We start from the raw sequence: 21,124 nt of genomic DNA, 5'->3' as shown, positions 1-21,124 counted from the left end.
TTGCACCGGCTTTTTTGTATAAAAAAACCTTACACTAGGTATGGCTTAATTTTATTATTAATTTTTTAACGGGTAATTATACCTTAGCAACCTGCGCTACAGCTTTAGGTGCTTTTGACTCGAAGCCTTTGATGCTGCAAGAGCCACGCTTTGTGTTAAGGGCGTTAAGCTGACGCTTTAGCCAAGACTTTTGAATGTTCGACTTTGCTGTGTCCATTTCGGTGCTAACACGTGAAATTTCTTTGCCCACGTTTACACAGGCTTTTTTGTTTGGTTCGAAGCCACCGCTTGCTAGTGCTGATGAAGAAAAAGCTAGTGCTGCTAATGCAATTAGTGTGTGCTGTTTCATAAGAGTCCCCAACTACTCGTTATTATTTCTGATAGGTGTAATACCGTTAGAAGTGGCGTATTTGCCCTTACATCTGAAACAAATATAGCAGGCCTTTTCGGCTCTTTAGGTGTTGTAAAACATACGCTGTAATGAAAAACCGATTTATCAAAAACAATAAATCCGCAATGCATTGTTATATTTGACTTATTATTTTTTCAGCAATTTGCTATATGTTTTTGGTGTTCAGAATGTCTCTATTCTAACTAGCCCAACTACCCGTCTTTCCATAGTATCGGCCACAGCAACAGCTTTCTGTAGCAGCATCACTTGCAGTTAAGCGCGCATTATTAAAACATTGCGAACACTGGGTAACAAGTTAAATTCCCCATTGCTTTTACAACACGTATTCAATCCAAAATAGGTATGTTCGCACACACGTACTTACAAACGACTGCCAGCAGCCATTTTTTCCACGCTTTGCATTATTGCCTTACCCATAGCATCTAGCGGTAATACGTGTTTTGCTGCACCTTTTTCTATTGCCACTTTCGGCATTCCAAACACCACACAGCTTGCCTCGTCTTGGCAAAATGTTTCGCAATTCTCGCTAAAGAGTTCAAGTAAACCACGGGCGCCATCGCTACCCATTCCAGTTAGTAATACGCCTAGCGCATTGCTTCCAGCGCTTTTGCAGATAGAACCAAACAACACATCTACCGACGGTTTATGCCCTGAAACACGCTCACCATCGGTTAAACGAATACGATAGTCGGCACCGCTTCGCTCTACTTCCATATGTTTATCACCGGGCGCCAAATACGCATGCCCTGGCAGTAGACGCTCTCCCCCACTGGCTTCTCGTACTGTCATTTGGCACAAAGAGTCTAAGCGCCTAGCGTATGTTGATGTAAAGCCGGGCGGCATATGCTGTGTAATAACAGTGGCGGGCGCGTTAGCAGGAAACGACATTAGCACTTCTTTAATTGCCTCTGTGCCGCCTGTAGAAGCCCCAATAGCAATAAGCTTTTCAGTACCAGAGTAACTTACCTTATTGACGGTAGGTGTAGCTGAGCCTACCGATTTTTTAACCTTTGAATTAGACGCCGTACGAATTTTCTCAACAATGAGCTTATGATAGGCAGCCATGCCTTCGGCCACGCCGATTTTAGGCTTGGCAACAAAGTCTATGGCTCCTAATTCTAAAGAGCGAAGTGTGGCTTGTGCGCCTTTCTCAGTAAGTGTTGAAATCATCACAACTGGCGTAGGCCGAGCGTTCATAAGTACTTCTAGAAATCGTAGTCCATCAACTTTGGGCATCTCGATATCTAGCGTAATAACATCGGGCGCTCTCTCTAAAACCATTTTTTTAGCAACAAATGCGTCTGGCGCTGCGCCCACTAACTGCATGTCGGGTTCGCTTTTAATAATTTCGCTGAGAATTTGTCTAATTAGCGCTGAATCGTCCACTACCAATACTTTAATAGGCATAGTTAGTCCTCAAACATATCCACACTACCGCTAGGAGCCTGTTGTGTTAGCTCCCAACGGTGTTTGCTTTCGCGTTCTATAATAGTGGCGTTATTAAGCTCGTGAATACGCTTCATTAACACCTTGCCCGTTGCAGGAAAGAAATATATTTTTCGCGCATATACGTCGCACAAGTCACTCGCCAAAATCTCAATGCCTTCGGTATGAAGAAACTGCGTTACAAACTCTGCGTTAAACCTGCCCACGTCTTGCTGTACAAATGACGGCACAACTTTTCCGCCGCCAAACACCTTTGCTTTTATGCGCTGTTTATCTACCCCTGCTTTTACTAAATCGTTAATTAATATCTCCATAGCATGCACACCATATTTAGTTATCATGCATGCGTCTTGCTCAAGTTCTACGACAGTTTTGTTCACACTTGGCAACATAAAATGGTTCATGCCACCGGCTCCTGTTTGCGGATCGTACAAACAGGCTGCCACACAGGAACCCAGTACGGTCACCAGCATTTTTTCTTGCGTAGTAACGAAGTATTGCCCCGGTAAAATCTTTACCGCGTCTATCTCGAATCTTTTATCGAAGTAGCTTATTGGCGCTTCAAAATTACAAGACTCCACGCCAACCTCTGATGCTCGGTGGTGTCATGAACTCATTGCCTCTATTGTGTCTAAGATGGCGTCAGACATATGACTAAGCGACACAATATGAGTTGCCGCACCAAGCTCAATAGCCACCCTTGGCATGCCATAAATAAGCGAACTGTTTTTGTCTTGGCAAAAAGTAACGGCACCTGTTTGCTTCATTTCAGTCATACCTTTTGCGCCGTCCTTCCCCATACCCGTAAGCAACACGCCAACGGCGTTTTTCTTGGCGTGCTTGGCTAAGCTGCTAAACATCACATCAACAGAGGGTTTGTGACCCGTTACTTTTGGGCCGTCATCTAGTTTAAGCCAATAGTTAGCGCCCTTTTTCTCTACCATTAAATGTCGATTTCCAGGTGCTAAATAAGCATTACCGGGAAGCAGTTGCTCACCACCCTTAGCCTCTTTAACTGCTATTTTGCAAAGCTGATTAAGTCTGTGCGCGTAAGATGTTGTAAAGCCGGGTGGCATATGTAGCGACATTACCGTTGCTGGCGCATTACTAGGAAAATGCATTATGACGTCTTTTATAGCCTCTGCGCCGCCTGTCGAAGCGCCTATACCTATTACCTTTGCCGTACTTGTTTTACGCAGTTCCGCGTGCTGGCATTCTCGAGCATGAGTTGGACTTGAGGGTGTGGAACGAGCAGCAGCTTTTAACTTTTGAGTAAACACATAGCTATAATTTTTATCGCCTGAAGTAATGCCTATTTTCGGTTTTGCCATGTAATCAACAGCACCCAATTCTAGCGCACGTAAAATATCATTAGCTTTTTGTTTAGACAGCGCAGATATCATTACAACTGGCGTAGGCATAGCTTTCATCATCACTTCTAAAAAACGAACTCCGCTGACTTTGGGCATTTCAACATCAAGGGCAATAACATCTGGACGAAACTCTTGCACCATGCGCTTAGCCATATGAGCGTCAGATGCAGCCCCAACCAGCAAAAAAGCCTTATCTGCACGAATGATGTCGCACAGCACTTGGCGGACCAATGCCGAGTTTTCAACAACCAGAACTTTTATAAGCATAAAGCGCTTCTGTAAGCGGTACTTCGCCACTTTGAGCTTGATCAGATAACAATTTGTAATGGACAGACTCGCGGTTCTGAAGCGTTTCGTTATGGAAATCGCGAATACGTTTCATATACACATTGCCATTACTTGGGAAAAAATAAATTTTTCTGGCGTAGTTTGACTTTAAGTCAAAGCTTTTAAGCGGAATATTGGCGTTACTTAAGTATCGAACCACAAACTCTGCGTTTACGTTACCGATATCTTGCTGCACCATGCCTTGCACAACCTTGCCGCCGCCAAACGCTTTTGCAACAAGCTTCTCTCTTCTTGCGCCTAAACGAATAAGCTGGCTGATTAACACATTCATAGCATGCACGCCGTATTTAGTGACTAGGCTGTTTGTAATGTCGCTACTTGCCGTTAAGTCGGGCAACATAAAGTGGTTCATGCCCCCAATTTGCTTTTCTTCATCGTAAATACACGCGGCAACGCACGAGCCCAAAATAGTGACCAGCGCTTTGTTTGATGCCGTAACGTAATATTGTCCGGGCAGCAGTTTTACTGCGTCTATTTTCAGACGCCGATCGAAATAACTTATTGGCGTTTCGTCTTGGCTCATGCTGCTACACCTTCAAAGGTTGCTGGCTTAGATTACAGGCCTGTAAAGGGTTTTACCCATGGGCGTAACAAGCGAAGGATACATAGTGAAATTTTCGGAATGGCCCGCAACATACATCCCTGTAGTTGGCATCATTTTTACCATTCGCTCGAGTATTTTCTTCTGCGTAGGCCTATCAAAATAAATCATCACATTTCGACAGAAAATTACGTCAACAGGGCCACTAACACACCACTGTGCAGAGGTTAAATTTAGCTGTTCGAACTGCACCATTTTTTGCAATTCAGCAACCACTTTCACCCTTCCCGCTTGTGCGCCCTTGCCGCGATAGAAAAACTGTGATTTATACGCATTAGGTAACTGGGCAATACTGGTTTGTGTATAAACGCCGTCTCGCGCCTTTTGCAGTACAGTGCTGTCGATATCGGTGGCGACTATACTTATTCCAGTATTAAATGTGCCTAAAGTAGCGGCCACCGTCATCGCAATACTGTATGGCTCTTCTCCCGTGCTGCTTGCAGCACACCAAATACGCTTTATGTTTGGATGGCGCCGAATGTATTGCTGTAACGCTTCAAAATGATGTGGCTCTCGGAAAAAAGCCGTTAAGTTGGTTGTTAGTGCATTAACGAAATGCTCCATCTCGCTTTTGTTTTTAGACACATGGGTTAAGTAGTCTTTAAAACTTCCCAGGTCTAAGGCACGTAGCCGTCTTGCTAGACGGCTATAAACCATGGCATCTTTCGAGTTTGCTAAATTGATGCCTGCATGTTTGAATAGCAGACTTTTAACGTGCTCGAAGTCTTTTCGGCTGTAGGCAAACTCGCGCTGTGCATCCGTGCTGGGTATGATTGACATACACTAAAACGCCTCCCAATCCTCGCCCTCCGGCGACGCTGGATTAAGTGCCTGCACGGGCTGTTTCGGTACTTCACGTTCTTTGGGTAAATGGTGATTACCATTTAAAAACGTAGGGGCTACCGCAGATTCTCTGCTTGGCTTACTTTTCCCTCCTACTTTAAATACCGACACGCGCTGTGATAACTCGCCCGACTGTTGTCTCATGCTGTCTGCTGCAGCCGCGGCTTCTTCCACTAGAGCAGCATTCTGCTGCGTCATTTCATCCATTTGAACAACTGCGTTACTTACCTCTTGAATGCCCGTGGCTTGCTCGGATGACGCCGCCGCAATTTCTGACATAATATCGTTCACGCGTTTTATCGCAGTTACAATATTCGACATGGTTTCACCCGACTTATTCACCAACACGTTTCCATCGCCAATTTTATCAACCGACGCTGAAATAAGGGCTTTGATATCTTTTGCAGCCTCTGCCGAACGCTGTGCTAACGTACGAACTTCCGAAGCTACAACCGCAAAGCCTCTACCCTGCTCGCCCGCTCTGGCCGCTTCAACCGCAGCGTTAAGCGCTAAAATGTTGGTTTGGAACGCAATGCCGTCTATTACGCCAATGATGTCTGAAATACGCTGTGCCGAATCGTTAATCTCGCCCATGGTATGCACCACCTGCTCGATCACTCTTCCGCCTTCAGACGCAACTTCAGACGCTTGGCTAGCCAACCCTTTTGCTTGGTCGGCATTTTCAGCATTTAGCTTAACCGTGCTAGTTAACTCTTCCATAGCAGAAGCCGTTTCTTCAAGGCTTGAAGCTTGCTGTTCGGTTCTGCTAGATAAGTCTGCATTACCTGTGGCAATTTCATTAGATGCAGTATCAATGGTTTCTACTGCATGGTGAATTTTTACAATGGTATCTTTAAGCTCTTCAATAAAGTGATTAATCGACTCGCCTAATACCTTAAAGTCACCTTCTAACGGCTCTTCGATGGTCTTTAATAAATCGCCATCACTTAGGCTTGCCATAACATTTTTGATACTTTCAACAGCCAGCGTCCGGCCTGTTACATCTGTAGCGTATTTTACTACGCGGAACGGCTTTCCTTCCTGATCAAGAATGGGGTTATACGAGGCCTGAATGAATACGGGCTGCCCTAATTTATTGAAACGTTTGTACTCGCCACTAGCGTATACACCTTGGCGAAGCTGCTCCCAAAACGCGGCGTACTCAGGGCTATTTTTATAGGTAGGATCTACAAATATGCTGTGATGCTTACCCTTCACCTCATCAAGGGTATAGCCCATGGCTGCCAAGAAATTGCTGTTGGCGTTTTGAATAACACCATCCATGTTAAATTCGATGACGGCCTGCGATTTACTGATTGCCGTTAGCTGCCCTTCGAAATAAGCGTTCTTGAGTTTTTCCTCAGTAATATTAGAAGCGTATTTCACTACCTTAAACGGTTTACCGTTCATGTCTTCAATTGGGTTGTAAGACGCTTGGATCCATACTGCTTTGCCGTCTTTATCAATACGCTTGAACTCTCCGGCAAAGAACTTTCCGGCTTTTAGCTCACCCCAAAAACGCTGGTACTCTTCCGATTGACGAGTTTCTGCATCAACAAACATTTGGTGATGCTTACCTTTAATTTCATCAAGGCGATAGCCCATGGTGCTTAAGAAGTTTTCGTTAGCCGTAATAATGTTGCCATTTACGTCGAATTCGATAACCGCCTGAGATTTACTAATAGCGTCAATCTGTCCTTCAAAATACGCATTACGTAATTTATCTTGCGTTACATCGGTGGCAAATTTAACCACTTTAAAGGGCTTGCCACTGCTGTCTAAAATGGGGTTATAAGACGCTCGAATCCATATTTCATTACCACCTTTAGCAACGCGTTTGTACTCACCTTCACTGTGCTCGCCAGAACGTAAACTCTGCCAAAATGCGGCATATTCGTTACTGAGTTTGTAGGCGGGGTCGACAAACATACTGTGGTGCTGCCCTTTTATCTCCCCAAGGCTATACCCCATCGCCGCCAAGAAATTTTCATTGGCGTTAAGAATGATGCCTTCCAAATCGAACTCGATAACTGCTTGCGACTTATTAATTGCCGTTATTTGCCCTTCGTAATCTGCATTTTTGTGTTTTTGCGCAGTAATATCCGAGGCAAATTTAATGACATACTCAACGTTGCCATTGGCATCGAAGACCGGGTTATAGGTTGCTTGGATCCATACCTCCTCGCCTTGTTTGTTGATGCGACGGAATTCTCCGCTATGCACATCTCCACTGGCTAATTTGTTCCAAAATTCAACATATTCAGGGCTTTGGGCGTAGTCACTATCAACAAAAATACGGTGGTGCTTACCTACAACCTCGTCTTCGTGATACCCCATGGCATTTAAAAAATTAGGGTTTGCTGACAGTATTTCACCTTTTGTGGTAAACGAAATTACGGCTTGGCTGCGGGTAATAGCCTCAACCATCCCCTTATTGCGCTTGGCTTCGGTGTTGTCTTGCCATTCCGATACATAAAGCTGAATACCTTCTTGTTCATCAGATAGTGGCGTGCAGGAAACACAGAAAGTATGCGCGGCCAATGATACAAACCGTTTTTTATTGCCGCTTTGTGACAGCGTTTGGGTAACACTTGTATCGGCGGTAGCAATTTCATCAATTGGCTTGCCAATTAACGAGCCGCCAATATTCTCGGCAGTAAAGTCGCTGGTATAGCTCTTCACCAATGCTAAAAAACCCGCAGTGTGGTAGGCAATTACACCTGCACTATCAATGACACAGAGGTTTGATGCACTTGCCTCTAAAATCTTCGACTTAAGCAATGCTTCGTGCTTCGCTGTTTTTAACTCTTCGCCATTCAGAAAATTAAATACGCCCATAACTCATGTTCCCAATTTCATGTTTATGTTTAGGTAGCAGCTTGTAACTACGCGCTCTCTGTTACGCTTTCAGGTGCAACCAAACCTAGCTCGTCACTAGTAATTAAACTCTCTATATTCACAAGAATGACCATGCTTTCGTCTACATCAGCTAAGCCATATAAGTAGCGACTATCGAACGCTACGCCGAACTCTGGTGGCGGTAAAACCTGCTCTTCCGACAATCTAATAACGTCCGAGACGCCGTCTACCACAATGCCTACAATGCGCTGTTGAATATTCAGCATAATGACAATAGTGAAGTCGTTATAAGTGGCTTCGCCCACATTGAATTTAATACGCAAATCGACAATAGGAACGATATCGCCACGAAGATTTATCACGCCTTTAATAAACGCTGGAGCATTCGCTATTTTGGTCACTTGCTCGTAACCACGAATTTCTTTTACCGTGGTGATGTCCAACCCATAATGCTCTTCACCTAAAACAAAACTTAAATACTCTTTATCTTGACTGCTCATAGCGCTTTGGTGTGCAACTGCTTCGCTCATGAAAGCAACTCCTCTATCTGATTTGAGGTATACGTGGTTGCGATAGAGTCGGCGTCGATGATTAACGCTACTTTACCGTCGCCCATAATGGTGGCCCCTGCTATACCTGCGACTTTTCGGTAATGTTCTTCTAAGCTTTTAATAACAACCTGTTGTTGACCTACCAGCGCATCCACTAATATGCCAAAGCGTTTTTTGCTGCTCTCTATCAATACAACAATGCCTTGTGTAGGGCACTTTGCGGCTCCCTCTACTTCCATAAAGTCGTAAAGGGGTACCAGTGGCCAATATTGATCTCGAATATGGAGAACTGTGTCGTTGCCTAGCGTTTTAAGCTGCTGCTTAGTGGGCTGGAAAGACTCAATGATGTTGAGTAAAGGAATAACGAATATCTGCTCGCCAACAGACACGCACATACCGTCTACAATGGCCAACGTTAAAGGGAGGTGGATGAAGAATGCAGAGCCTTCACCTGCATTCGATTCAATGTCGATGCGACCACCAGTAGACTCTATATTACGGCGCACTACATCCATACCTACGCCGCGGCCAGATACATCAGTAATGGCTTCAGCTGTTGAGAAACCAGGCTGAAAAATTAACTGCCACACTTCCGCGTCGGGCATATCGTCCGACACAGGAAGCCCGTTGGTTCGTGCCTTTTCCAATATTCTATCGCGATGCAAACCACCACCATCGTCGACAATACTGATAATTATACTGCCGCCCTTTTGTTCGGCGCTTAGTATTACCGTGCCTTTTTCGGGTTTACCGGCAGCTACGCGTTTCTCCGGAGATTCTATTCCGTGATCCACACTGTTTCGTACAAGATGAGTAAGCGGGTCGACGATTTTTTCGATAAGACTTTTATCAATTTCGGTGCTACCACCCTGTAATACCAACTCCACCTGTTTGTTAAGCTTTCCAGCAAGGTCGCGAACTAAACGAGGGAATCGATTAAATGTAGCGGTTAAAGGCAGCATGCGCATAGACATAACCGACTCTTGAATTTCTCGGGTATTACGCTGAAGTTCATCGATAGCAAGTTGAAGCCTTTCGCCTAGCTGACCGTCTACCTCTTGACCCACCATAGACAACATAGACTGTGTAATTACCAGTTCACCCACCAAGTTCACCATGGCGTCAATTTTGTGTGTATCGACACGAATAGATGCTGACTCTCGGTTTGGCGCTTTCTTCGCTGCTACCGGTTTGCTTGATGCTTTTGGACTAGCCGCTTTTGTAATAACCTCTTTCGAAGGCTGGACTTGAGGTGTGTGAGCTTTAGGTTCACCTTCATTTAAAGGCTTGGAGTTAGCCTCAGTGTTTTCGCTTGAAGAGCCTGGTAATGCATCTTCATCGAAAAAACCAAAACCTTGTGCTTTCTCTTCTTCGTCTTTTACTCCAACAGGTTCGTCATCAAAAAAGCCGAAACCGTCGTCATCAGCTTTGGTAGTGGTAGAAGGTTCAATGTTAGGCTCGTCGTCAAAAAAACCAAAGCCATCGTCATTACTATCGGCAGTAGAACTTGAAACAGCTTGTGATGTGCTGGGTTCATCATCGAAAAAGCCAAAACTATTGTCTTCGCTAGCGACTTCTTCAGAAGGCTGTGATGCGATTGAGTCTGTAGCGTCTTGCTGATGCCCTTCAATGGCATTGTTTAACACTACAATACGTTGAGCTATTTCATCTTCAGGAACATCAGAAGCATTTCTGTATGCGTCTAGTGTTGCTTTTAATACGTCCAATGTTTCAAGCAGCACGTTTACAATGTCGGCGGTTAGCTGCAGTTCGTTATTGCGCGCCTTATCTAGTAGGTTTTCCATTACATGCGTTAGGTTCATTAACGCATCAAAACCAAAAATACCGCTTCCTCCCTTAATTGAGTGGGCGGCTCTAAAAATACTGTTAAGCTCCTCCGGATCAGGTGCTTCAACATCAAGGCTCATCAATAGCTGCTCCATATCGTCAAGGTGTTCGTCGCTTTCGTCGAAGAACACGCTATGGAACTGTTCAATATCGATGCTCATTCTGAATCCTTCCAGAGAATTGAATGGACGCGTTAACTACCCCAACACGCGTTTCGTAACGTCTAATAATTTATTTGGGTCGAACGGCTTCACCATCCAGCCAGTTGCACCCGCCGCTTTACCCTTTGCTTTCATATCATCACCCGCTTCTGTGGTTAACATAACAACGGGTGTTCGAGCATAGTTACCTAAGCCACGTAAGCTTTTCACCAGTGTTAGGCCGTCCATACGAGGCATATTCTGATCGGTCAATACGAAGTCAAATTGGTGCCCTTTACACTTGTCTAAAGCGTCTTGGCCGTCCTGTGCAGTAGTTACTGCATAGCCAGCGCCTTTCAACGTCATTTCAACCATTTGCCTAATTGATACCGAGTCATCTACTACTAGTATTTGTTTTCCCATAACATCACCTTTTTCATTCAACCTTCACTGGTTCCTTGAACTATCTATTTTGACGCTAGAACAGCTCTACTTCTCCCGCATCCATCGAGGTTGCAGAAACAGGGTTGTGATCGTTCTTACCTTTATCAGCTAAGCCTTTTTTGTATTCATTAAGCGAAGTAACGAATTCGTCAACGTTATCGGCAGTGAGCTTTTCTAATCGCTCTACCATAAACTTCACAATATCTTGGGTGTATTGAATATGCTGGCCATTAATATCGCCAAACTGCATACCTCGAATAGTATTGCTTAACGCTTCATCAAGCTGTTGACCAATGTCTTCTATTTGTTTGGTGGTGTGTAAGTCAGCCTCGGCTTTTTGGATAATTTCAGCTAATTGCGCACTAATATGCGACTTTGCTTTAACCACATGGGAGATGTCTTGCGAGGCTACGACTTTTGCGGTACCGGTAAGTTTATCAACAAGGCTACGAATGTTTTCCACCTGCGTTTTTATAACGTCACTAAACTGCGTAGAGCGAGTTGATAGCGCGCGTACTTCATCAGCTACAACAGCAAAACCTCTTCCAGCCTCTCCGGCACGTGCCGCTTCAATGGCGGCGTTAAGAGCAAGTAAGTTTGTTTGCGCGGCAATATCATCAATGCCACTAAGTGCTTCAATAACCGTAGGCATCGCCTGCTGAATAGTTTCAACTTGCGACATCAGCTGTTCTGTAGACGACGACATTTGCTCGGTAGAATTAATGAATTGCGTTAGTGTGCCGTCAGTTTCTTTCGCAAACGTGCGCATTCTGTCTGAATAAGACAAGGTGTGTTCCTTATCAACACTTAATAAATCTTCAATGCACTCTATTTGCTGTGACACCAGCGACTTCAAACTGCCAAACGCCGTTGCCAACGTTTCTACTGCATCGTCTTGCGTTGACTTAATAGCCGTCAAATTGTCATCGCAAGTAGATAACGACGCTGCCAAAGTTCCACTGGCCTTTAAAATATCGTTGTTATCTGACAGCTGGGGCGGTACCGCTTCAAATCGCACTTCAGATATAGCTGCGTTATTTTCAGGTATTGCCGTTTTATATAGTAGTAACAAACCCAGTACCGCTGCACTTGCAGCAACAAGACCAATAAAAGGGGAAATAAAAACAAACAATAACCACGCTATGGCAATACTGGCGACACCCACCATTACTGCCTTACGCAGCATAACCCTTAGTTCGTTTTCTTCAGAACGGTTATCAGACGACAAATACATGCTCCTTGCTTACATGCCCACTGATTACTTATTCTGCGCGGTGTTAAAACAACGCCCTTTATCTAATGTGAGCTAGCAAGCCAATTAACAGATAAAAATACAGCCCATTAGAAATAAGCAGCGAGGGACTAAAGTCTAAACTTCTTTTCATGTTGTAAGCGTAGTACCCATTTTTAAAAGTAGGCAAGAATATGCAAAAAAATTTAATTGAAATGTTTCATAACATTGCTTAAAGGCAGGAATGTGTTGTGGATTAAGAATTTAGACGTAGAAAGAATTTAGTAACACCGGGATCAAAAAAGCCCTCGCATTTCTGCAAGGGCTTTGATGATGGTGCCTCGACCCGGGATCGAACCAGGGACACGCGGATTTTCAATCCGCTGCTCTACCAACTGAGCTATCGAGGCGAAAACTGGTTAGCGTTTCAGGCGCTTACTGCCTGTCCTGCTGTGGGTGCGTATTAAACGGTTTTCGCCCTAACAAGTCAACCGTTTTTATCTCTTTTTTTTCGGTTTTATGACTGTTTGCGCATTGTTTATTCAAAAACCGCATTTTTGCCTATTTTTCAGGCGGAACGTAGCCTTCAATTGTAGGCTCTACACCATCAAAAAGGTACGCAGACATTTTTTCTTCTAAAAACGAACGCGCGTTAGGGTCCATCATATTAAGCTTATGCTCGTTAATTAGCATGGTTTGCTTTTTTTGCCATTCCGCCCATGCTTCTTTAGAAATGTTATCAAAAATGCGCTTACCCAATTCACCCGGGTAAAGTTGGAAGTCTAAGCCATCGGCGTCTTTTTGAAGCTTGTGACAAAATACTGTTCTTGCCATGGGTAATCCTCTTTTACGTTGCTGCCTACCTTTTAGGTGAGCAGTAACCAATTAGTTAAAGTGCTAACTGTTTAATAATTTTTGTAGTTGGTGCGGCTAACCCTACTTCAATGGGTTCGTTCAGCGTAAACCACTTCGACGGCATTTCAGCCACCTGCTTTTGTGGCGCAGAGTTTACCACGGCAACCACCGGCGTTATATCTAAATGAAAGTGACTAAACGTATGCCTAAACGGTTCTAGCTTAATAGTACTTTCAACGGTAATGCCATTTTTTAATAGCTGCGCTATTCCGTCCTCTACACTCGGCGTTTCTAAAAAGCCGTACAATCCACCCCATAAACCAGAGGACGGACGCTGCTGCAGGTAAACCTGCTGATTAAACTGCGGCACCAGCATAAACGTGGTCTTTACGGGTAGTGTCTTCTTTGGCTTTTTGCCTGGATATTCACTTTGCGTGCCCTGCGCATAAGCCAAACAGGTTGCTTGCAATGGGCATTCATCACATTTGGGCTTGCTGCGTGTGCACACCATTGCCCCCAAATCCATCATGACTTGAGTGTAATTAGCACAACGTGTTTGCGGTGTATTTTGTTCAGCCACTTCCCATAGTGCGTTTTCAACCGCTTTCTGTCCTGGCCAGCCTCCTATGGCGTAATAGCGAGCAAGAACGCGTTTTACGTTGCCATCTAAAATGGGAAAGCACCTATTTCTAGACAACGATAAAATAGCTCCTGCCGTTGAACGGCCAATGCCCGGCAACGCAATAACGTCTTCAATATTATTTGGAAACTCGCCGTCGTAATTGTCTACCAGCATTTTTGATGCCTTGTGAAGATTACGCGCCCTCGCGTAATAGCCAAGGCCTGTCCAATGATGCAATACATCATCTTGCGAAGCATTTGCCAAATCAAACACGGTTGGAAACGACTGCATAAAACGCTCGAAATACGGAATAACCGTAGTAACCTGCGTTTGTTGAAGCATAATTTCAGATATCCACACTTTATAAGGCGTAACATCTTGCTGCCACGGCAGGTGTTTTCTGCCGTGTTTATCAAACCAAGCAAGTACGCGGTCTGAAAAACTTGGCGGCTTGCCTCGCTCTTTATAAGTTGCTTCTTCGATATTTGTTTCTTGGATATCGGCTTTTTGGATATCTTTTCTTTGGGTTACTACTTTTGAACTCATATGTCTCTTTATATGGCGATGCCACCGGCTATTTTAATGGTCGCTTTGTTTTCTTGTCGTTCATTCATAAACAGTCTTGCTATGGTAGCATGTACGCTGAATAGTTTTAGTTAAGGAATTTGTGTGGCCGCACAGCACCCTGTATTGTTTTTTCCTGGAACACTTTGCGACGAACGAATATTTCTTCCACTTTGGAAGTCGCTATCACTTGCACAGCGTCGTTATGTGCCACTTCAGTGGGCGGCAACGAAAGACGACATGCTAGCGCTAAGTAGAGACAGAGTACTTCCCAATGAAAAGGTACATCTGGTTGGCTACTCAATGGGTGGCTATATTGCAGCGTTATTTGCCAGCATGGTGCCACAGCAAATCGCCTCTATTACTCTTATTGGTTATAGTCCTTTAGGGTTGTCAGCTGACGAAATAACTAAGCGAAAGCAACTTGTTACTATGCTTAGAAAAGGTCAGTTCAAAACCGATAACCATGCTTATCTGTCGCGCTTCGTACACCCTTCACGTATGAACGATGAAAGTGTTATTGGTGTAGTGAAAGCAATGGCGAACGACCTTGGTAAAAATACCTTACTTAATCACACACAGGCCACCACACCCCGAGAAGATACGACAGCAGTGCTGGCAAAGATTAATGCTCCCGTCACTTTTATTGCTGCGCAGCAAGATAACATTGCGCCGTTAAATGACATTCAACGTTCTGCCAAGCAAATACCTCGCGCAACACTTCATGAGCTTGAAAACACGGGTCATATGATACCGCTAGAGCAAACTGCGCAGTTAGCCACTATTATTGATAAGCAAGTTAGCGATTAAAAATACAGCATTTTTCTTATTATGGCGTTGCATAAGACGCAGGTAAGTGGATAATGCGCCACCAGAAATTTGGGTAAGTAAGGCATTGCAAATGAGGCAATTCAAAAGTCAGGCGGAAGCAGAAGCCGCTGGTGTATACGTTAGCAAGGTAAAAAGCTACGTTAAACGCGAAGGAAGACTCACTAAAGGTCAAGAAAAAGCATTGGCAGACCACTGGCCAACAATGGGTATCGACTACGTTGATGCACCGCTTGAATTTAGTGACGTATTTGGCCGCACCGCGCCTGTAATTGTTGAAATCGGTTTTGGCATGGGTAAGTCTCTTGTTGAAATGGCCGGCGCAGCACCTGAAAAAAACTTTGTAGGCATTGAAGTACACCGCCCTGGTGTAGGTGCATGTTTGTCTGATGCCGGTGAGCAAGGCATTGAGAACCTACGTGTAATGGAACACGACGCGGTAGAAGTGCTTAAAAATATGATACCTGATGGTAGCTTAGCGCGCTTGCAGCTTTTCTTCCCCGACCCATGGCACAAAAAGCGTCATCACAAACGCCGTATTGTTCAAGCTGAATTTGCCGAACTGGTAAGAACCAAGCTTGCTATTGGCGGTTGTTTTCACATGGCAACAGACTGGGAACAGTACGCTGAGCACATGGCAGAAGTGATGAACGCGGCAGAAGGCTACACCAATACTGCCCAAGAAGGTGACTACGTGCCTCGCCCTGACTATCGCCCTATTACTAAGTTTGAAACCCGCGGCCAGAAACTTGGTCACGGCGTGTGGGACCTGATTTACGAGCGCACCAAATAATGATCCTTACACCTCAAAGCCAGTTGCTAGAGCGCAACATTTCGTTATTCAACACTGGAAGTTGGGCTTTTATTAATCCGTCTGACGCATACTTTTTTGACGGTATTAAGTCGAAACACATTACCGTGCTACATCAGTACTTTGATGTATTTGCCGAATGTGCGCGAGTTATTCCTACGGTGTCGTTCGACAGCAGGGATATTACCAATACAGGCTTTGAGGTAACCCAAAAGGTCAGTAACCACACTCACATTTTTGCACCGTTTGTAACGCTTTCAAAATCTCATACTGATGTAATGGTATTTTTGCCTAAAGCGAAAACGCATTTCCAAATGCTGCTGCGAATGGCTGCAGGTATGGTAGGAGAAGGTGGTCGAATTCACGTAGTAGGCGAGAATAAAGGCGGTATTAAAAGTGCGGCCAAGCTTATGCAGCAATATGGCCCTACGCAAAAGGTAGACTCCGCACGTCACTGTAGTCTTATCACAGTTTTAGTTGAAAGTGATCACTTAGCTTTCGACCCTGCAGATTGGGTAGATTTTAATAGCTATAGTGTTGATGGTTGCACGTGGGATGTAGCGTCGATGCCGGGCGTATTTAGTTATCAAGAACTTGATACAGGCACAGAGCTTTTACTGGAAAAACTGTCGACTACATTGAGTGGCGATGTGCTTGATTTTGCCTGCGGTGCAGGTGTAATTGCCAGTTACGTTATGTTGAAGTACCCGCATTTAAAACTACACCTTACCGATGTAAGTGCGTTAGCGGTTTACTGCAGTGCGCTAACGTTAGCTAAAAACAATTTAACTGCTACCTTATATGCAGCAGATGGCCTTCATGGATTCACCAAGAAAGTTCAGCACATACTTACTAATCCACCATTTCATACGGGTATAAAAACCGACTACACTATTACTAAGCGTTTTATTTCAGATGCAAAAAACTTGTTAACCAGCCAAGGCTCAATGCAAATGGTAGCAAACCGCTTTTTACCTTACCCAGGACTGCTGGCAGAGCATTTTCAAACGGTTTATACCACTGCGCAAACGTCACAGTTTTCGGTATATCAAGCTACGTTTTAAATATTAAACATTCTACTAATTAAAAAGTGGTTGAGCTTGTGCTAACGTAAAAGCTCAACCGTGCACTGCTGCTAGCTATACAGAAAAGTTATAGATATAAACTGGCCGTGCCGCTTGCCCACCCAACGTTTTTATTATTTTATAACGAATGTACGCGTTCCTGTTCTTTGTATGCAAAGGAGATGTCCTGTGAATATTGTATTTGCGATTTCAGAAGTAGAAGAACTGGTTAAAACCGGTGGACTTGCCGATGTGGGTAAAGCATTACCATCTGCACTTCATGCACTTGGTGAAAGCGTGACTATCGTTATGCCCTACTACAAAATACTGGCAGAGCAATATAACTTACCATCCATTACTGAGCAGCAAACGCTGTTTACTGAAGGGCAGGTTTACCAATTCGACATTCGCTACATGCAGTGGAACAATTTGGCCGTTTACTTTGTCGACTCACCCGACCACTTTATGCGCGACGGTTTGTATTCAAATGCCTACGAAGTATATGAAGACAATGGCGAACGCTTCAGCTTCTTTAGTGGTGCGGTGTTGCAAACGCTTAAAGCCATAGACAAAAAGCCCGATGTAATTCATTGCCACGATTGGCACACTGCAATGCTACCTTTCTTGCTCACTCACGATAGAAGCGGCTTTTTCGATTACTGTAAAACCGTTTTCACTATTCACAATGCGGCTTTTCAAGGCGTGCACAAACTGGAAGATATTCCTTTCCTTCGCCACCACCCTAGTATATTGGCGCAGGTACACGGCGGCTACATTAATATGCTTCAAAGCGGTATTGAGTATGCCACGAAGGTAACAACGGTAAGCCCTAATTATGCTAGAGAGCTCCTTACCGACTTAGGAAGCCATGGCCTTCATGAACGATTAGTAAGTAGAAGCAGCGATTTAAGCGGCATATTGAACGGGTGCGATTACACGCAATGGAATCCAGAGACCGATCCTTATTTACCGCGCAACTACAGCGTGTCGAATTTACATGCAAAGCAATCGTGCAAAGAAGCCTTGCAAACTAAATCAGGGTTGCCAGTCAAACTTTCCTTACCGCTAATTGGCATGGTATGCAGACTGACCGAGCAAAAAGGCTTTGGCTACATCCTGCCAATTTTAGATGAACTGGTGAAACACAATTTGCAGATGGTTATTGTGGGTACTGGCGACCCAAAAGTTTGTATGGATTTAGGCGAGTTTGCGCAACAACACCCTAACCAATTTGCCTTTATCAATGGCTTTAGTTCCGAGCACGCCCATTTAGTAGAAGCCGGCGCAGACTTCTTCCTTATGCCTTCACAGTTTGAACCTTGCGGCCTAAATCAAATGTATAGTTTGGCTTATGGCACAGTACCTATTGTTCGCTCGGTGGGCGGCCTAAAGGATACCGTAATTGATCATTCACACTGTGACAAAGGTACCGGATTTGTGTTCGACGAGCCTACACCAGAGGCGCTATTGGCTTGTATACGACGTGCGCTACTGTCTTATTATGAAGACACCGCGAAATTCAGAGAAATGCAGGTTCGCGGCATGAACACGCGCTTCACATGGGAGACATCGGCCAAGCAATACCAACAGCTTTACGACAAAATAGTTCACTAATCACAAAGCGTTAGCGTTACATTTTCACTAAAGTTAATGTTTGTTAACGCACGTCTTTCTTTTTGCACAAATATACGCCAATATAAAATTATTGGAACGCGCGATGGACCAAGAATAAAAACGTAAATGACGGATAAAACAGTTAAGTTTTCAATTCGCAGTCTCTTTTTATGGGTAGTAATGTCTATTACTGCTTTCTCGCTTGCTGTTCTATCGGGCCTGTCTATTTATACGCAGATAAAAACCTACCGCCACGAATTAGAATCTAACGCTATTGTTCTTATTAAATTAGTTGCCAATAGCGCAGCAAATTATCTTTATGATGACACCCCTGAAGGCATTGAAAAAGCACTGGCTAACTTAGGCGCAGCTGATCACGTGTTAAATGCCCATGTTTATAAATCGCAAAGCAACGCAGACGAGCCTGAAATTTTCGCATCATTTAATAGTGAAGGTCAGCTGCTGTTAGGTGGAAAAGAAAACCAGCTAAAAGCGTTATACCTTTCACCTAGATTAGCCGACACAGGTAATTACTTAGAGCTAAGCACAAAAATATTTGATGACGAAACCAATATACAGCTAGGTTGGGTGTATATTCGAGTATCGTCGGAGAACTTTAACGACTTAGTGGGTCAGTCGATACTCATTAATATTATTGTAGCCTTCGCGTTGCTTGGTATTAGTTTTTACACGGCAGTAAAAATGCAGCGTGTGGTAACGGGTCCGGTTGAAGAAATTGCAGGTTTTCTGCAGCGCACATCAAGACAACGAGATTACTCTGCACGTGCAGAAGGCTCAGCCATTCACGAATTGGATATATTGGCCGACTCGGTAAATATCATGCTGTTTCGTATGCAGGAATATATGCAAAAGCAACGACAAGCAGAAGAGCAGCACAGAAAGTTAAACGCCAGCCTGGAAGATATGGTAAATCACCGCACCACCGCGCTAAAAGATGCAAACCAAGAGCTTATCCAAACCTTGGAAAAGCTGCATCAGTTTCAACGACAAATTGTGCAGAATGAGAAAATGGCCTCGCTTGGCGACATGGTTGCTGGTGTTGCCCATGAGGTAAATACGCCAATAGGGCTTGGTGTTACGGCATCAACTATGATGCTTGACCGTTTAGCTATCATTCAAAAAGACTTCGAAAACAAAACGCTGAAAGCCAGTGCAATGAAGCGATTTTTGGATGAAAGTAACGAAAACCTGAATATTATTTATCGTAACTTGAACCGCGCGGCCGAGCTTATTTCAAGCTTTAAACAGGTTGCCGTAGATCAAACATCAGAATCTAGCCGAAGTTTTTGCGTTGAACAGCTAGTTAATGAGATACTATTGTCATTGCAGCCTCGACTTAAAAAACTAAAACACAACATCAACGTAGTATGCGACCCTACCTTAAGCGTTGAAACGAAGGCTGGCCCGATAAATCAAATTCTGATTAACCTTATTATGAATTCGGTTATTCACGGTTTTGAAAACATCGAAGAAGGCACTATAGGAATTAGTGCTGAGTTGGTGAGTAGTAATAAACTGAAGCTCGTTTATACCGACAACGGAAAAGGCATTTCCCCAGAGATCCGCAAACGTATCTTTGACCCCTTTGTGACAACAAAGCGCGGCCAAGGCGGTTCAGGTTTGGGAATGCATCTAGTGTATAACTTAGTGACACAAGCACTCAATGGTTCTATCTCGATTACCAGTGAGGAAGGCAAAGGCGTAGAATTTAGTATTCTTTTCCCTGTAGCCAATGCTAAAACGTCTAATTAGTTGTATATAGTATGAACTTTTCTTGAATTTTGTTGGCTAACCCCAATACCTTAACAGTAAGAATATTCACAAGTTACTTGCAATCAAGTACATGAATATTAGAATTTAACCAGTTAGTTGCTTAAATCGTATTTTAGAAAGAGTGTAGAACACCATGCAGACGCCAAATGTGTTAATTGTTGAAGATGAAGTGGTAACACGTACCACGCTTAAAAGTTTATTTGAGGCGGAAGGGTACAATGTATTTGAAGCCGAAAACGGTGATCAAATGCATGACTTCTTCGAGAATCACGCAATTAACTTGGTGATCATGGACATTAACCTACCTGGCAAGAATGGTCTCATTTTAGCGCGCGAAGTTCGCGACCGCAAAAACGTAGGTCTAATCTTCCTAACAGGCCGTGACAACGACGTGGACCGTATCCTAGGTCTTGAAATTGGTGCCGACGACTATTTAACGAAGCCGTTTAACCCACGTGAACTTACGATCCGCGCTCGCAACTTACTGTCTCGTACTACTAACTCTTCAGAAGATGACGATTTACCAAGCCGTGTAAGCTTTAACGGTTGGACGTTAGACGGCGACAGCCGCTCTTTGATTTCGCCTAACGGTAAAGAATTCCGTCTACCGCGCAGTGAATTCCGTGCATTGCACCTTTTCCTTAGCAACCCAGGTAAAATTCTTACCCGCGAACAGCTTATTATGGAAATGACAGGCCGTGAACTTCGTCCCAATGACCGTACTGTTGACGTAACTATTCGTCGTATTCGTAAGCACTTCGAATCAGATCCGACAGATGAAGAATTGATTGTAACCATCCACGGCGAAGGTTATCGCTTCTGTGGTCAGGTTGACGGCTAACCCCTACATTAGCGCTAAAGGTTGAACCAGTTTCT

General features: G+C 44.1%; 19 protein-coding genes and 1 tRNA gene. 6 read left to right on the top strand and 14 right to left on the bottom strand.

Going from position 1 to position 21,124, the window contains the following annotated elements; translation table 11 throughout:
• Positions 1–76: 76 nt before the first annotated feature.
• From ACGHAV_RS10225 to mutY, 14 genes are all read right to left on the bottom strand, one after another.
• A complete protein-coding gene (locus ACGHAV_RS10225) occupies positions 77–349 on the bottom strand; it encodes a hypothetical protein (protein WP_334014450.1) in 273 nt (90 codons plus the stop codon).
• A 423-nt stretch (positions 350–772) separates the two neighbouring features.
• Positions 773–1,819, bottom strand: coding sequence for a chemotaxis response regulator protein-glutamate methylesterase (locus tag ACGHAV_RS10220; protein ID WP_390379948.1), 1,047 nt, complete (start codon positions 1,817–1,819; stop codon positions 773–775).
• 2 nt (positions 1,820–1,821) lie between these two features.
• On the bottom strand, positions 1,822–2,439 hold the full coding sequence (gene cheD / locus ACGHAV_RS10215; RefSeq protein ID WP_390379945.1) for a chemoreceptor glutamine deamidase CheD: 618 nt from the start codon (positions 2,437–2,439) through the stop codon (positions 1,822–1,824).
• A 24-nt stretch (positions 2,440–2,463) separates the two neighbouring features.
• A complete protein-coding gene (locus ACGHAV_RS10210; RefSeq protein WP_390379942.1) occupies positions 2,464–3,498 on the bottom strand; it encodes a chemotaxis response regulator protein-glutamate methylesterase in 1,035 nt (344 codons plus the stop codon).
• Complete coding sequence (cheD, locus tag ACGHAV_RS10205) at positions 3,473–4,102, bottom strand: chemoreceptor glutamine deamidase CheD (protein ID WP_390379939.1); 630 nt, start codon at positions 4,100–4,102, stop codon at positions 3,473–3,475. The genes ACGHAV_RS10210 and cheD (ACGHAV_RS10205) overlap by 26 nt, the downstream gene beginning before the upstream one ends.
• Positions 4,103–4,129: 27 nt before the next feature.
• A complete protein-coding gene (locus ACGHAV_RS10200) occupies positions 4,130–4,960 on the bottom strand; it encodes a CheR family methyltransferase (protein ID WP_390379936.1) in 831 nt (276 codons plus the stop codon).
• Positions 4,961–4,963: 3 nt separating this feature from the next.
• Positions 4,964–7,861 (bottom strand): PAS domain-containing protein, encoded by a 2,898-nt coding sequence (locus ACGHAV_RS10195; RefSeq protein ID WP_390379933.1) that lies wholly within the window; start codon positions 7,859–7,861, stop codon positions 4,964–4,966.
• Positions 7,862–7,908: 47 nt separating this feature from the next.
• Positions 7,909–8,412 (bottom strand): chemotaxis protein CheW, encoded by a 504-nt coding sequence (locus ACGHAV_RS10190; protein WP_334014457.1) that lies wholly within the window; start codon positions 8,410–8,412, stop codon positions 7,909–7,911.
• Positions 8,409–10,442, bottom strand: coding sequence for a chemotaxis protein CheW (locus ACGHAV_RS10185; protein ID WP_390379930.1), 2,034 nt, complete (start codon positions 10,440–10,442; stop codon positions 8,409–8,411). Before ACGHAV_RS10185 ends, ACGHAV_RS10190 begins: the two co-directional genes overlap by 4 nt.
• Before the next feature lie 36 nt (positions 10,443–10,478).
• Entirely contained in the window at positions 10,479–10,844 is a 366-nt protein-coding gene (locus ACGHAV_RS10180; protein ID WP_334014459.1) for a response regulator, read from the bottom strand.
• A 55-nt stretch (positions 10,845–10,899) separates the two neighbouring features.
• Positions 10,900–11,571 carry a methyl-accepting chemotaxis protein gene (locus ACGHAV_RS10175; RefSeq protein WP_390380002.1) on the bottom strand — a complete coding sequence of 224 codons (672 nt, stop codon included), beginning with the start codon at positions 11,569–11,571 and terminating at the stop codon, positions 10,900–10,902.
• A gap of 859 nt (positions 11,572–12,430) precedes the next feature.
• A tRNA-Phe gene (locus ACGHAV_RS10170) sits at positions 12,431–12,506 on the bottom strand.
• A 151-nt stretch (positions 12,507–12,657) separates the two neighbouring features.
• Positions 12,658–12,930, bottom strand: a complete 273-nt coding sequence (locus ACGHAV_RS10165; protein WP_334014461.1) for an oxidative damage protection protein — start codon at positions 12,928–12,930, stop codon at positions 12,658–12,660.
• A 55-nt stretch (positions 12,931–12,985) separates the two neighbouring features.
• Positions 12,986–14,119: an A/G-specific adenine glycosylase gene (gene mutY, locus ACGHAV_RS10160; RefSeq protein ID WP_390379926.1), complete on the bottom strand. Its 1,134-nt coding sequence runs from the start codon at positions 14,117–14,119 to the stop codon at positions 12,986–12,988.
• A 123-nt stretch (positions 14,120–14,242) separates the two neighbouring features.
• Here mutY and ACGHAV_RS10155 point away from each other — a divergent pair, with 123 nt between their 5' ends.
• The 6 genes from ACGHAV_RS10155 to arcA all read left to right on the top strand — a co-directional run bounded on the left by ACGHAV_RS10155 (position 14,243) and on the right by arcA (position 21,089).
• Positions 14,243–14,947, top strand: a complete 705-nt coding sequence (locus ACGHAV_RS10155) for an alpha/beta fold hydrolase (protein WP_390379923.1) — start codon at positions 14,243–14,245, stop codon at positions 14,945–14,947.
• A 91-nt stretch (positions 14,948–15,038) separates the two neighbouring features.
• Positions 15,039–15,758 (top strand): tRNA (guanosine(46)-N7)-methyltransferase TrmB, encoded by a 720-nt coding sequence (gene trmB, locus ACGHAV_RS10150; protein WP_390379920.1) that lies wholly within the window; start codon positions 15,039–15,041, stop codon positions 15,756–15,758.
• Positions 15,758–16,840, top strand: a complete 1,083-nt coding sequence (locus ACGHAV_RS10145; protein WP_390379917.1) for a methyltransferase — start codon at positions 15,758–15,760, stop codon at positions 16,838–16,840. Before trmB ends, ACGHAV_RS10145 begins: the two co-directional genes overlap by 1 nt.
• A gap of 189 nt (positions 16,841–17,029) precedes the next feature.
• Entirely contained in the window at positions 17,030–18,454 is a 1,425-nt protein-coding gene (gene glgA / locus ACGHAV_RS10140; RefSeq protein WP_390379914.1) for a glycogen synthase GlgA, read from the top strand.
• A 126-nt stretch (positions 18,455–18,580) separates the two neighbouring features.
• Positions 18,581–20,227, top strand: a complete 1,647-nt coding sequence (locus ACGHAV_RS10135; protein ID WP_390379911.1) for a sensor histidine kinase — start codon at positions 18,581–18,583, stop codon at positions 20,225–20,227.
• 154 nt (positions 20,228–20,381) lie between these two features.
• Positions 20,382–21,089, top strand: a complete 708-nt coding sequence (arcA, locus tag ACGHAV_RS10130; RefSeq protein ID WP_014996957.1) for a two-component system response regulator ArcA — start codon at positions 20,382–20,384, stop codon at positions 21,087–21,089.
• Positions 21,090–21,124: the final 35 nt, after the last annotated feature.

It is taken from the genome of Alteromonas sp. MTD1, from assembly GCF_042848195.1.
In the GTDB taxonomy this organism is placed as follows: Bacteria; Pseudomonadota; Gammaproteobacteria; order Enterobacterales; family Alteromonadaceae; genus Alteromonas.
The sequence above is the reverse complement of the archived record's forward strand: the minus strand, read 5'-3'. Positions and strand labels throughout refer to the sequence as shown.